Annotated in this window: 15 protein-coding genes; 12 read left to right on the plus strand and 3 right to left on the minus strand. The window is 53.2% G+C overall.

What is annotated here, in order from left to right:
- From LBQ97_04515 to LBQ97_04555, 9 genes are all read left to right on the plus strand, one after another.
- A partial coding sequence (locus tag LBQ97_04515; protein MDR1831981.1) for a hypothetical protein occupies positions 1–830 on the plus strand: 830 nt, incomplete at its 5' end.
- A gap of 111 nt (positions 831–941) precedes the next feature.
- Positions 942–1247 carry a very short patch repair endonuclease gene (locus LBQ97_04520; GenBank protein ID MDR1831982.1) on the plus strand — a complete coding sequence of 102 codons (306 nt, stop codon included), beginning with the start codon at positions 942–944 and terminating at the stop codon, positions 1245–1247.
- A gap of 110 nt (positions 1248–1357) precedes the next feature.
- Positions 1358–1747, plus strand: coding sequence for an arsenate reductase family protein (locus LBQ97_04525; GenBank protein MDR1831983.1), 390 nt, complete (start codon positions 1358–1360; stop codon positions 1745–1747).
- Between the two features lie 68 nt (positions 1748–1815).
- Entirely contained in the window at positions 1816–2298 is a 483-nt protein-coding gene (locus LBQ97_04530) for an NAD(P)H-dependent oxidoreductase (GenBank protein ID MDR1831984.1), read from the plus strand.
- A gap of 303 nt (positions 2299–2601) precedes the next feature.
- Complete coding sequence (locus LBQ97_04535) at positions 2602–3456, plus strand: hypothetical protein (GenBank protein ID MDR1831985.1); 855 nt, start codon at positions 2602–2604, stop codon at positions 3454–3456.
- Positions 3457–3873, plus strand: coding sequence for a secondary thiamine-phosphate synthase enzyme YjbQ (locus LBQ97_04540; protein MDR1831986.1), 417 nt, complete (start codon positions 3457–3459; stop codon positions 3871–3873). It abuts the gene before it with no gap.
- Between the two features lie 97 nt (positions 3874–3970).
- A complete protein-coding gene (locus LBQ97_04545) occupies positions 3971–4423 on the plus strand; it encodes a GNAT family N-acetyltransferase (protein ID MDR1831987.1) in 453 nt (150 codons plus the stop codon).
- Positions 4424–4500: 77 nt separating this feature from the next.
- Complete coding sequence (uvrB, locus tag LBQ97_04550; GenBank protein MDR1831988.1) at positions 4501–6486, plus strand: excinuclease ABC subunit UvrB; 1986 nt, start codon at positions 4501–4503, stop codon at positions 6484–6486.
- Between the two features lie 139 nt (positions 6487–6625).
- Positions 6626–7090 (plus strand): hypothetical protein, encoded by a 465-nt coding sequence (locus tag LBQ97_04555; protein ID MDR1831989.1) that lies wholly within the window; start codon positions 6626–6628, stop codon positions 7088–7090.
- Positions 7091–7092: 2 nt separating this feature from the next.
- On the opposite strand, the gene LBQ97_04560 is transcribed toward LBQ97_04555, so the two are convergent.
- On the minus strand, positions 7093–8364 hold the full coding sequence (locus LBQ97_04560; GenBank protein MDR1831990.1) for a diaminopimelate decarboxylase: 1272 nt from the start codon (positions 8362–8364) through the stop codon (positions 7093–7095).
- 11 nt (positions 8365–8375) lie between these two features.
- A complete protein-coding gene (locus tag LBQ97_04565) occupies positions 8376–10703 on the minus strand; it encodes a patatin-like phospholipase family protein (GenBank protein ID MDR1831991.1) in 2328 nt (775 codons plus the stop codon).
- 230 nt (positions 10704–10933) lie between these two features.
- Here LBQ97_04565 and LBQ97_04570 point away from each other — a divergent pair, with 230 nt between their 5' ends.
- From LBQ97_04570 to LBQ97_04580, 3 genes are read left to right on the plus strand one after another with little or no spacing between them, the layout of a single operon-like run.
- Entirely contained in the window at positions 10934–11515 is a 582-nt protein-coding gene (locus tag LBQ97_04570) for a hypothetical protein (GenBank protein MDR1831992.1), read from the plus strand.
- A 1-nt stretch (position 11516) separates the two neighbouring features.
- Entirely contained in the window at positions 11517–12017 is a 501-nt protein-coding gene (locus LBQ97_04575; GenBank protein MDR1831993.1) for a YcxB family protein, read from the plus strand.
- A gap of 42 nt (positions 12018–12059) precedes the next feature.
- Complete coding sequence (locus LBQ97_04580; GenBank protein MDR1831994.1) at positions 12060–13199, plus strand: biotin-dependent carboxyltransferase family protein; 1140 nt, start codon at positions 12060–12062, stop codon at positions 13197–13199.
- A gap of 52 nt (positions 13200–13251) precedes the next feature.
- On the opposite strand, the gene LBQ97_04585 is transcribed toward LBQ97_04580, so the two are convergent.
- Positions 13252–13812 carry a chromate transporter gene (locus LBQ97_04585; GenBank protein ID MDR1831995.1) on the minus strand — a complete coding sequence of 187 codons (561 nt, stop codon included), beginning with the start codon at positions 13810–13812 and terminating at the stop codon, positions 13252–13254.
- Between the last annotated feature and the right edge of the window lies 1 nt (position 13813).

A 13813-nucleotide genomic window follows, 5' to 3' on the forward strand; every position in this document is an offset into this window, starting at 1 on the left:
TGAAGTCGATACGGGAGTTTATCACAGACGAGGCTTATCTTGCGGGCGTTAGAATTCTCATCGAAAGCCGCGACGAGACGCCGACGCCTGAAACTTATGCCGAGGCCTGTATGACGGTGTTGACAAAAATCGGCGCTGAAATCTCGGCTATCAAGGAAACCTACGAAGGTACTACAGATTTCAGCGATAAAAAATTCAGCGAAGTCTTCAGGAACAAGACTCGGCTTATTACCGACCCGCATGGAGAAGGAGAAGGGATATCACAAAACGCGCCTTCGATTAGGCCTGAGTGGAAAATTGACCTCGGACTTGCCGACTGGTTCGTGTTCAACGACAATTTCGGTACAACAGAAGAAAAAGCGTTTGTTGCGTATTTTGCTTCATATGTTGAGGATTTGAAGCGTGAGTACGAATACGTATTCCTCGTCCGAAACGAAAGGCAGCTTGTTCTGTATTCCTTTGACGGAGGGGAGCGTTGTGAGCCGGACTATTTGATGTTCCTCGGACGCAGAAACGGAACCGGTGTTGAGCAATACCAGATATTTGTCGAGCCCAAGGGCAACCATCTTCTCGAAGTCGATAAGTGGAAGGAGGACTTCCTGCTCCAGATTGAAAGTCGCGGCATTCCAAAAAAGACCTTTGCCGACGATAACGAATACTACGTATGGGGATTCCCGTTCTATAACCAGCAAAACAGGATTGATACATTCACCCAAGCGTTCGTGCGACTTCTACCGCCTGGGTACTATGGTCTTCCCCAAGAAACGCAACGTGAGGTTGCCGTCGACACTCCGCCTCTAGATTATAATGATGAACCTGCGAATAAATGATCACCAACGAAAAGAGATAAGCTTATGGCAGACATATTTGACAAAGAAAAACGCTCAGCTGTAATGCGGAATATTTAAGGCAAGGGAAACAAGTCCACCGAACTGGCGATCATTGCCATTTTTCAAGAATTAGGTATCAGTGGTTGGAGGCACGGATATCAGCTCAAAGGTCATCCGGATTTCGTCTTCCTAAAGAAACGCATCGCCGTTTTTGTCGACGGTTGCTTCTGGCAAGGTCATAATTGCAGAAATGCTCGTCCCCAAGAAAACGAGACATTCTGGAGGAAAAAAATCGGCGACAATATCGCGCGTGACAGGATAATTACCACGTTGTTTGAAAGTCGAGGCTGGATAGTTATTCGCATATGGGAGTGCGAATTGAAAAAAATAACCGTGAAATTCTTGTTAAAAAATTAAGCGGCGCATTATTAGTGAAAGATACTGAATAAATCTTGTATATTTATATATTGACACCTTACGAAACAGCAGAATCTATTCCGCAAACCTCAACAAAAGGAGAGCCCCCCATGACAACCTTCATCTGCTACCCCAAATGCACAACCTGCCAAAAAGCAAAATCCTGGCTTGACCGCAAAGGAGTCAAATACGAAATCCGCGACATCAAGACGGCCAATCCAAGCTACAAGGAACTGAAAACCTGGCTTGCCACAAGCAAGCTGCCGGTAAAAAGCTTTTTCAATACAAGCGGCTTGCTGTATAAGTCCATGAATCTCAAAGAAAAACTCCCCGCCATGAGCGAAGACGACTGCCTGAAACTACTCGCCACAGACGGGATGCTTGTGAAGCGCCCGCTTTTGATCGGGGACGGGTTTGTGCTGGTGGGATTCAAGGAGGGGAATTGGGCGCATAACATACGCCCCGCCGTAGGCGACCCGGCCCCTTACCCGCAAGTGTAAGGGCGTAATCTTGCGCCCGCCTTGTCATCACCTTAATACTGGCATTATCCCCAAAGGAGGTCCCCAATATGAATAAACCACTGGTAGCATACTTTTCAGCAAGCGGCGTCACAGCCAAGGTAGCGAAGATACTGGCGGAGGCGGCAAGCGCCGATCTCTACGAAATCAAGCCGGAAGTTCCTTACACGCAAGCGGATCTGGACTGGCAGGACAAAAATTCCCGCAGTTCCATCGAAATGAAAGATAAATCCTTCCGCCCGGCCATCGCCGACAAAGGCGCCAACATCGCCGCATATGACGTGATATTCCTCGGCTTCCCCATCTGGTGGTACATCGCGCCGACGATCATCAATACTTTCCTCGAAAGTTATGATTTCGCGGGAAAGACTGTCGTGCTGTTTGCCACATCCGGCAGCAGCGGTTTCGGAAAAACCGTGGAAAGCCTGAAGGGTAGCGTTTCCGCTTCCACGATGATCAAGGAGGGCAAACTTTTGAACGGCAAACAGACCAAGGAAGGTCTCGCGGCTTGGGTTGCGGATCTTGGAATATAGGACGTTTTCAAATTTTATTGACAACATCAATAAAATCATATACAATTTGGGCAAAAATATGTAATATTGCCTGAATAAATGTCTCGATTCGACCGGAAAGCGAAAAAACCCAGAGATGATGAGATTAAAAAGTCATGAATGGAGAAAGCCCATATGAAAGTTGGCAGAGAAAATGAAATTTTGGAGTTCAAACGGACTACAGGCGAACTAAATGAAGCCGTCATCTCGATTTCTGCTATTCTGAACAAACATGGAGGCTGAGAGCTCTATTTTGGCGTGCAAAATGACGGTACTCCTGTCGGGATGGATATTTCTGACAAAACGCTTAGGGATATAAGTCAAGCGGTAGCTAATTTCCTTGAACCAAAGATATATCCGAAAATCAATGCAGTATATATCCACGAAAAGCATTGTATTCGTGTGGAATTTTCGGGCGACAAAGCACCATATCTGGCCTTCGGTTGCCCTTACATCCGCGTTGCGGACGAGGACAGACAAATGTCTGCGGCGGAACTGGAGAAGTTCATCCTCAAAAAGAATGCCGGACGCGATATCTGGGACAGCGAACCTTCCAATAAAACTGTAAGCAATGTAGACGAAGGCGTACAGTATCTGATTGAAAAAATGAACTGGCGTGTTGTGCTGGATGGTTCCGTCCAGCGAAAAGAAATTCCGGAAGTCCCTGTCGATGCGATCCGTGAAGCCATCACAAATTCCTTTGCCCACAGAGATTACCGCTCCACGCAAAATAATGAAATAGCCGTTTTCAGCGATAGAATAGAAATCTACAATCCGGGACGCTTCCCAGACGGACTAACGCCGGAAGACTATATTCACGGGAATCCTCGCCCGATTAAACGCAACCCGAATCTTGCGCAGCTTTTGTATTATTCAAAGGATATTGAGAGTTTTGGAACCGGCTTGCAGCGAATCGTGGCCGCCTGTGAGGAAGCGAAAGTAAAGGTTTCGTTCGAGACACTAAAGCTCGGGTTTGTCGTAGTGTTTCACCGCCCGACTAGCGATTTTGCTACAAAGGATACTAACTGGATAACCAATGACCAGAGAAATGCCCCTGCAAGCATTGGCAACACTGTAAAAGACACTGTAAAAGACACTGTAAATGTGTTGCAGGCGAAAATATTAGGAGGTCCCCCGTAAATGAAATCATACCGCAAAGAACTGCATTTCCACACGAAAACCCGTCGGGCCTTTGTAAACATCACGCCGCAAGTGGAAGCGGCGTTGGCTGAGAGCGGGATCCGCGAAGGCCTGTGTCTTGTGAACGCCATGAACATCACGGCCAGCGTATTGATCAACGACAATGAAAGCGGTCTGCACAGCGACTTTGAAAAGTGGCTGGAAAAGCTCGCGCCCGAAAAACCCTATGACCAGTACGCCCACAACGGCTACGAGGACAACGCCGACGCACATTTGAAGCGCACCGTCATGGGACGGGAGGTCGTGGTCGCCGTCACAAACGGCAGGCTGGACTTCGGGACCTGGGAGCAAATTTTTTACGGAGAATTCGACGGCAAGCGCGACAAGCGGGTATTGGTGAAGATCATCGGGGAATGACGAAGGCGCCCGCAAATAGTCGTTGTCAGAAAGGAAAAAACATGCTACAATAACGATTATACAAAGCGGTCCGAGGGACCGCGGGGGGAGGTAAAAAATGGCGGAAAAAGAAGAAAACATCACGATCCGCGCCATGGTCGCGGAAGATTACGACGCGGTGTACGCGCTCTGGAAACGGACGGAAGGTATGGGCCTGCGCGCCATCGACGACTCGCGGGAGGGCATCGCCAAATTTCTGCGGAAGAATCCTGAGACGAACTTTGTGGCGTTGAAGGCGGGTCAACTTGTCGGCGTGATTCTCGGGAGCTATGACGGCAGGCGCGGCTACGTCTACCATACGGCCGTCGAAAGCGAACTGCGCGGACAAGGGATCGGGAAGGCTCTTGTCAATACGCTCCTGGCCAAATACAAGGAGATCGGCGCGACGAAGCTCGGCCTGATTGTACTGACAAACAACCCCGAAGGCCTGAAATACTGGCAAAAACGGGGCTTTGTGCTGCGGACCGACAACCATTACCTGAGCTATACCGTAGACCCTGAAAATATCTGACCCGGGTTTGCGGGCAGCGACCGGAGTGATGAACTTTTCCCCCGCGGATGAGGCCTGGTTAAGTAAAGAGGAATTTTATGCGTTTCAAATTGCAATCGAAATATGAACCTACGGGCGACCAGCCCGAGGCCATCGAACAGATCGTCAACAATATCCATAACGGCGTCAAGGATCAGGTGCTCCTGGGCGTGACGGGCTCGGGAAAGACATTTACCGTGGCCAATGTCATCGCGCAGACCCAGCGGCCGGCCCTCGTCCTCGCGCCCAACAAGACCCTGGCCGCCCAGCTCTATTCCGAGTACAAGGCCTTTTTCCCGGAAAACGCCGTGGAATATTTCGTCTCCTACTATGATTACTACCAGCCCGAGGCCTATATTCCGTCTACGGACACCTATATCGAAAAGGACTCGTCCATCAACGACGAGATCGACAAGCTGCGCAACGCGGCCACCGCGGCCCTGATCAACAGGCGGGACGTGATCATCGTCGCGTCGGTATCGGCCATCTACGGCCTAGGTTCCCCCGAGACCTACAAAAAGATGACGATCCCCCTGGACAGGCTGACCGGCATGCCCCGGAAAGACTTGATCCGGCGGCTGATCGCTCTGCGCTACGAGCGGAACGACATCGCCTTCGAGCGGGGAAAATTCCGCGTCAAGGGAGACGTCGTCGATGTGTATCCATCGTATACGGAAACGGGCTACCGCCTCGAATACTGGGGCGACGAGCTCGAGGAAATCTCGGAGATCAATACGCTGACGGGGCAGAAGATCAAGAGAAATCTGGAGCGGATCATCATTGCTCCGGCGACGCAATATCTGACTGAGGACGGCGACGAAGAACGCGTCTTTCAAGAGATCCGGCAGGACCTTGTGACGGAGGTCGACGCCTTTTCCCAAAGGGGGAAGCTCCTCGAGGCCCAGCGCTTGAAGCAGCGGACGGAATATGACCTCGAGATGATCCGGGAGATCGGGTACTGCAAGGGCATTGAAAATTATTCCCGCTATCTGGCCGGAAAACAGCCGGGGGATACGCCGGACACGCTGCTGCGGTATTTCCCGCGGGATTTTCTCATTTTCATCGACGAATCCCACATCGCGGTCCCGCAGATCCGCGGCATGTACCTCGGCGACCGTTCCCGGAAAGTTTCCCTTGTGGAAAACGGCTTCCGGCTCAAGGCGGCCCTTGACAACCGGCCCCTGCGCTTTGACGAATTCCGGGACATCGCGGGACAGACGGTCTTTGTTTCGGCGACCCCGGGGGATTTTGAGGTGGACGCCAGCGGCGGCTGTATCGCCGAGCAGCTGATCCGGCCCACGGGCATCGTGGATCCCGAAATCGACGTGCGGCCCACAAAAAACCAGATTGACGACTTGCTCGAAGAGATCCGGATCCGGGCAAAGAAAAAAGAGCGGGTCCTGGTGACGACGCTCACAAAAAAAATGGCCGAGGAATTGACGGAATACTACATCAATCTGGGCGTAAAAGCCAAATATATGCACTCGGATATCGAAACCCTCGAACGAATCGAGATTATCCGCGGCCTGCGCAAAGGGGAATTTGACGTCCTCGTGGGAATCAACCTGCTGCGGGAAGGCCTCGACATTCCCGAAGTCTCGCTGGTGGCCATATTGGAGGCCGACAAGGAAGGCTATCTCCGGAGCCGCCGTTCCCTGATCCAGACCATCGGCCGGGCCGCCAGAAACACCGAAGGCCGCGTGATCCTTTACGGCGACGTCGTCACGATGTCCATGCGGGAGGCCATCGACGAAACAAACCGGCGGCGGGCCAAGCAAATCGAATACAACGCCTTCAATCATATCGACCCCCGGACCATCGAAAAAGAAATCGCCGAGGATCTGATCAATCTTGACTACGCCCTCCCCGTGGACGAGGCGGGGCTCGGGCGCAAGAAAAAATTCACGTCCCGGGAGGATATCGAAAAAGAGATCGGCAAGCTTCAAAAATCCATCGCCAGACTCTCCAAAGAGCTTGATTTTGAAAACGCCATCGTCAAAAGAGACGAAATGCTGCGCCTGAAAAAGCTATTGCTGGAATTTTAGGGCCTTTTTCTGTTTTTTCCGGCGAATTGCGTCTCCGACCTTGACAAAGGGCGAATTTCCGGATATAATAGAAGCAGACAGCAAACCGCCCGTCGCGGAAGGCGATGAAGAAGGCGGTAAAGAAAGCAGGTGAGGTTCCGTGACCAATGTGCATATCCGCTACGCCGTAATGAGTATCAGCCTGCTCGTGATTATTTTGCTCGTTTACCTCATGAAAAAGAAGCGCAAATCCCGCCTGATCGTTGTCGATGACGTCATCGAAAGCTACTATTACCGCTATGGCGGCGATATCGGCTGGATCCGCGGGCAATTCCTCAATTACAAATTCAAATCCCTTTCGGCCATGCTGAGCAGCAAAGACGCCGAAGATTCCGATTTCCGGATCGATATCCTCGAAGGGGAGGACGGAAAGAAAATGAACGTCTACGCGACGGAATACAGCTACAATTCCTCGCCGAAGCTGGAACCCCTGATCCGGGAGCTGCAGTTAACGGAGCAGCAATACGGGCGCTTCCTCGAAAATATCCTCGCGACCTACTGCGTCAAAGGCCCCGACGCCATCCGGGAGCAAATCCGGAACAAGAAAAAAGAAAACAAGCATTAACCCTATTTCACAAGCTTTTTGTAAATCGGAAAGCCGTCGAAGGTCGCGAAATAATCCTTCGGCGTCTCGGCTCTGCGGATCGGCTCAAAGGAACCGTCGGCCTTCAGGAGAATTTCCGCCGAGCGCAATTTTCCGTTGTAGTTGTAGCCCATGGAAAAGCCGTGGGCGCCCGTATCGTGGATCACGAGAATATCGCCGACATCCGTTTTCGGAAGCTTCCGGTCGATCGCGAACTTGTCGTTGTTTTCGCACAGGGCCCCGACGACGTCGTAGGTATGGTCCTCAGGCGCGTCTTCCTTCCCCAGTACCGTAATATGGTGATAAGCGCCGTACATGGCCGGTCGCATGAGATTTACCGCGCAGGCGTCGACGCCGAGATATTCCTTGTAAATGTGCTTTTGGTGCACCGCCGTCGTCACGAGGCAGCCGTAGGGACCGGTCATAAAGCGGCCCGATTCCGTATAAATGGCGATATCCGTCATGCCCGCGGGGCCCAGGATTTTTTCATAGACCCGGCCCACGCCCGCTCCGATGGCCTTGATGTCGGCGGGTTCCTGCTCGGGCGTATAGGGAATGCCGATTCCCCCCGAGAGATTGATGAAGCCGATGTGGACGCCCGTCGCCTGTTTGACTTCCACGGCCAGGGAAAACAATACCTCGGCCAGCATGGGATAATAGTCGTTTGAGACGGCGTTGCTGACGAGAAAGGCGTGGATGCCGAATTCCTTGACGCCTTTGGCCGAGAGGATCCGGAAGGACTCGATCAGCTGTTCTTTCGTCATGCCGAATTTGGAATCGCCGGGATTGTCCATGATGCCGTTGCTGATCCGGAACAATCCGCCCGGATTGAAGCGGCAGCTCATTTTTTCGGGAAATTTCCCGAGGATGGCCTCAAGATAGGGAATGTGCGTGATATCGTCAAGATTGATGATGGCGCCCAGCCTGGCCGCAAGGCGGTATTCCTCCGCCGGCGTGTTGTTTGAGGAAAACATGATGGCGTCGCCCATGATCCCCAGAGCGTCGGAGATCATGAGCTCCGTCAGGGACGAACAATCGCAGCCGCAGCCGCATTGATTCAAGATTTGCACGAGAAAAGGATTCGGCGCGGCCTTGACCGCGAAATACTCCCGGAAGCCCGGATTCCACCCGAAGGCCGCGTTCATAGCCAGGGCGTTTTCCCGGATACCGCGTTCATCGTAGAGATGAAAGGGCGTTGGATACTGTGACGCGATTTCCAGCGCTTTTTCTTTTGTAACAAATGCTCGTTTTTTCATTTTATCCCCCGTTAAAACATAAATCCGAATCTGATTTCAAAGATCGGTTTTTTCTTTCTGTCGATGTCATTGGTCAAAAATACCGCCACAGGCCCCACGAAGGTATCCCAGCCGACGCCGACGCCGTAGCCGGTCACGACGCCCTCGTTGAGGCGCCGGTCCTTCTGGTGGAGGATCTTGTCGGAATGATAGGCCAGGACGTTGTATTTTCCCATGAGATAGAGCGAATTGCGCAGGCGGTACTGGAGTCCGGCGCTCGCGATCGCAAATTCGTCCGTATAGCGCCCCATGGCCGGAAGTCCGAAATAGGTGATGTGATCCTTCATATTGACAAAGCGCCCGCCGCCGATTTTGAAAAGTTTTTCGGCCGTCAGCCGCTCCCCGGTCATTTTTCCGTAGGAAGCGCCGAGACTCAGCGAGAGGTCTTTGGACAGCGGCAAATAGAAATCCGACAGCAGCTTGTAAGCGCTGTAGCGGTCGCTTCCCCGCATGTGCTCCGCGTAGAAGAATACGCCCTTTGTGGGGAAAATCCGGTTGTCCAGCGAGTCAAAGGCCACGTAGGGCCCTGTCATCACGCGGTTGAAATGCCGATCAAAATCGAGAGCGCCCCGTTCGCCTTCGTCGTAAGTGACGCCGCCGCTTTCCCAGGTGAAAGAGAGGCCGGCCACGGCCATTTTGTATATGGACGTAAAAATATCAGCCGTCCCCGTAAATTTGCCGCTGCGATAGGTCGATACATGGTCGCGGTTCCGGAAAATGAACAGCGGATTCTGCTCGTAACCCAGCGAAAAGGCGGAGCCGAATTTGAAGCGCATGGAATCATAGTAGGAGGCGTTGCCGATGGAAATTTTCGGATACTCGGAAATCTCCGCCGCAATGCTGTAATTCCTGCTCCAGACGCCGTATTGGGGAAAATCCACCAGGGCCTTGAGGGCCGCGCCGTAGCGGGACACGTAGCCCAGAGCCGCCCGGACGTGGATGTCATGGCGCTCCCGGACGTCGAAATGTAAAACTTCCCCGTCCAGATGATAATAGAGCTTGTCCACATAGGGAATGCTGTAGATTTCCTTGGCCCATCTGTCGATCTCTTCCCGGCTCAATTGGCGCGCTTTTTCCGGTCTCAGCTTGTTGACATTGCCTAGCGTAAGCGTCTTGTTTCCGCGGAGAACGACGGCGTCCACGGCCCGGTCCTTTTCCCGCGGGGCCCGGTTCCGGAGCGCCTTGAAACGATTGCCGTCGGAAAGGGTCCGGAGCGCCTGGCCGTATTTTTGCGCGGCCGCGTAACCTCTGGCGATCAGCGGCGCCATATCGGTAAAATCCATGTTTTTCTTGTCTCCGACGTCGGGCTCGATGAGGATCGTCGGGAGTTTTTTCAAAAATACCGTGTTCATATCCCCGTGGAACGTCGAGAGCTGCTCGACGACCGTAAAGAGGTTGACTTCTTCGTCGATCACGATGGGATCGGTGCTGACGTTGACGGCAATGATGATGTCGGCGCCCATTTCGATGGCCACGTCGATGGGAAAATTGTTGCTCGCGCCGCCGTCCACGTAGTAGCGCCCCTTGTCTTCGACCGGCGGGAAGACGCTCGGGAAAGACATGCTCTTCAGTACGCCCAGGGCGAGGTCCCCCGATCCGACCACGGCCGCCTTGCTCGTCTGGAGATCCGTCGCCACGGCGCGGAAGGGAATCGGCAGGGCGTCGAAGTCTTTGATGTCTTCGGCCCGGGAAAAGATGGTCTTCAGGTCAAAATAAGTCTGCTGGTTGGAGACAAAGCCCCGGGGCAGGGAGATTTTCATGTCCCGCGTGACGCGGAAATTGATCGGGTATTTCTCATAGGACAATTTTTCGTAGACGTCCGTAAAAGGCCGCTTGCGGGAAACCGCCGCGAAGGGGCTCGTAAAATTCGTGTGGACAAGGGTGTTTTCAATCTCCGCGGGGGAATAGCCCGCGGCGTACATGCCGCCCACAAAGCTCCCGATGCTGGTCCCCACCACGAGATCGAGGGGAACCTGATATTCCTCGAGGGCTTTCAAAACGCCGATATGGGCCGCGCCTCGTGCGCCGCCGCCGCTCAGAACCAGGGCGACCTTCGGTTTTTTCGCGGGCGTCCGGGCGGATTTCCGGGCGGGTTTCCCCTCTTCGGCCTCCCGGATCGGCTGTTCATTTTCGGAAAGAATGGCCTGTTTCAGTTTTTCCAGCTCTTCTTTTTGGGCCAGAAGGCCCTCGATTTGGGCGTCAATGGCCTTGACCCGGTCCTCCTTCGTGAGCGGGGCCGCGCCAAAAATTGCCGCGAACAGCAAAAAGAACAAAATCAGGCTCAGCAAAGTTTTTCTCATCCCGATTCCTCATTTCCGGAAAATTCTGTTTCCATATTTTATCACAAAATCACCCTCTTGTCCACGAATAAGTTGAAAGGAAAGTCTTTTCGGGACGGAATAATGAAAAAGTCAACAAAAATATTGATTTCCATTTGATTTTATCGCCCTCTTGCTGTACAATATACTATAAAGACAGAACATCGGGAAAGTTTTCGACGATGGGTAAAAGTTTGAATCAGGAGGTTTACATGAAGAAAAAACTGATCTGGATAAGCATCGCAACCATGGTGATCCTGGCCGGCTGTAGCGGACTGGGTTCCTCCAAATCCGACTCCTCCCCCGCGCCTGTTTCTTCCTCAAAATCTTCCGGCTCCGGATTTTTGAGCGGCATCTTCAACAGGATCCCGGCGGAACTGCAGGAAGATGTGTACGGCAGAGTCGATGAAAATAACGAATTGTACGGCTTCGGATCCGGCGCTTCGGACAAACTGGGCGCGGCGGCGGGACAAATGCGCGCCATTGACAGCGCCAAGGCGGATCTGACAAAGAAAGTGAGAAAAGAGGTGCAGGCGACGCTCAATACTTACTGCGCTTCGCTGGACGCCTATACCCAAACATTGGTGAAACCCGCCATTCCCGACATGACCGGGCACGCGACGGAGCTCAGCATGTACAATATCCTTCAGAAAGGGGCCTGGGAAGACGACAAGAAGGTATACGCCCTCGTGACCGTGGCCAAAAACGACGTCCACAGCAATACCCGAAACGTATTCCAGACCTTCCTCGACAACATGTCCAGGAAGATCAGCAGCGCCAAAGGTCAGATGTAATATGTTTGAAACGACAGTAACATTAACCCGGGACATCGTCTCGGAATATCAAAGCGCCTTTCTGAAAAAAGGCAGATTCCAAAAAATGGTCATCATTTACGCTGTTGTGGTGGCCTTGTTCGCCGCCTACGTGCTGCTTTCGCCCCAAAAGGGCGGGATGCGCTATCTTTTGTTGTTGGCGCCGGTCCTTTTGGGCTGGTTTGTCTACAAAAAAGTCAGCAATCTCGCTTCGCAAGAGTATATGCGCTATGTGAGCGCCAACAACGGCGAGGACCTTTCGGTTGTTTACACCATAGACGAGACCGGCATAAACGGGGTAAGCGGCGCTCAGGGAAACAGCATGGCCTTTACCTATGACCAGATGACGCGGGTCGTGGAGACGGAAAACCTCTATGTGGTCTTTTTGAAGACGCACATGGTGATCCCCCTGGCCAAGGCCGGATTTACCAAAGGGACGCCGGAAGAATGCAAGGCCTGGATCGAAAGCAAAATCGGCGTATAGCAAAGGCTCGGGGGCAATCGGAAAGAATCGGGACGTGATGGAATGGAAACTCTGAAAATACTGGAATCCGGCCTGTTGACCACCGTGCAGGATCTCGGGCGATACGGATACCAGCGCTACGGCATCGCGGTGGGAGGCGTCATGGACGCCTTTTCCGCCAAAGTTGCCAACAGACTCGTGGGAAACAAAGCTGAGGACGCGGTCCTTGAAACGACCTTGAAGGGCGTCGACATTGCCTTTGTGGCCGACTGCGTTTTTGCCGTAACCGGCGGTAAATGCGCCTGTTCCCTGAACGGGAAGCCCCTTTCACTCTGGCGGGCTTACCGGGCCAGGACCGGAGATGTGCTCAAAATGGGCATTTGCCAGGAAGGCGTCCGAAATTATCTCGCTTTTTCCGGCGGCATCGACGTCCCCCTCGTCCTCAGCAGCCGCTCGACCAATCTCAGAGCCAATTTCGGCGGCTTTCAGGGCAGGGACATCAAGATGCACGACGTCCTGCGGGTATTCCCGCGCTATCTGCCCGACATCCCGCTTTTGAAATTTAAAGACGACCTCCGCCCCGTATATCCGAAGGAGGTCAGGATCCGCGTGATTCTCGGCCAGCAGTCGGATTATTTTACGGAAAAAGGCGTCAAGACGTTTTTCGCGGACGCGTACAAAATCACGCCCGATACGGATCGGATCGGCATGCGCCTGTTGGGGAAAAAAGTCGCCCACAAGGAGACGGCCGACATCATCTCGGACGGCATCACCTTTGGCGCGATCCAAATCATCGGAAACGGCCAGCCCGTGGTCCTTATGGCCGACCGCCAGACGACGGGGGGATACACGAAGATCGGAAACGTGATCACGGCGGACCTGCACATGCTCGCCCAGGCCCTGCAGGGAACGAAGGTGCGCTTTGTCAGAGTTACCGTGGAAGAGGCCCTGGAGGCCCTCGGAGAATTTGACCGGCTCATCTCCGACGACGCTTCTTACGAGCAGATATTCGAATTGCCGGAAAAACCGGTGGACCCGCCCATTTACCCCGGATTGATCCCTGTCCCGGCGGGCGTCAACGGGAAAAAATACGTGAAAAAACTCTACCGGACCTGCGCCCTCTTGCGGCCCGTCACGGCCAAATACACCCTGACCATCGCGGATCAACGCTTTGAGGTGGAAGTGGAAAAAATCCCGGATTGAACCGGGATTTTTGGAAAGCGCTTTATCCTCGCGCGTATGTGTCAAATAATGCTTACAGGTAGATGAAGGCGCCGATCGCGCCGCAGGCGGCCATGACCAGCATGGGTTTGGGCTTGAATTTTTGCAGGACGAAAAGCGCTAACAGAAAGAGCGCGCCGCCGGCGTAGTTATTGATGCCGCTCAGGGTGATCCGCGCGTTTTTCTCGCCCCAGAGACAGAGGATCAGGATCGAGAGTCCCGCCGAGAGGATCATGGCCACCACCGCCGGACGGAGCCCCGCCAGTACGCCCTGGACCACCGAGAGATTTTTGTATTTGAAAAAGATATAGGCCAGAATCCCCATAATGATGCAGGAAGGCGTCACAAAGCCCGCCGTGGCCACAATGGCCCCGGGCAGTCCGGCGATTCTTGTCCCCACGAAGGTGGCGGAATTGATCGCGATGGGACCCGGCGTCATCTGGGAAATCGTAATCAGATCGGTAAATTCGGCCAGGGTCAGCCAGCCGTGGTAATTGACGACCTGGTTTTGGATCAGCGGCAGCGAAGCGTAGCCGCCTCCGACGGTAAACAGGCCCACTTGAAAGAAACTCCAGAACAGTTCGAGAAAGATCATG

Source organism: Fusobacteriaceae bacterium (assembly GCA_031272775.1).
Lineage (GTDB): Bacteria > Fusobacteriota > Fusobacteriia > Fusobacteriales > Fusobacteriaceae > JAISST01.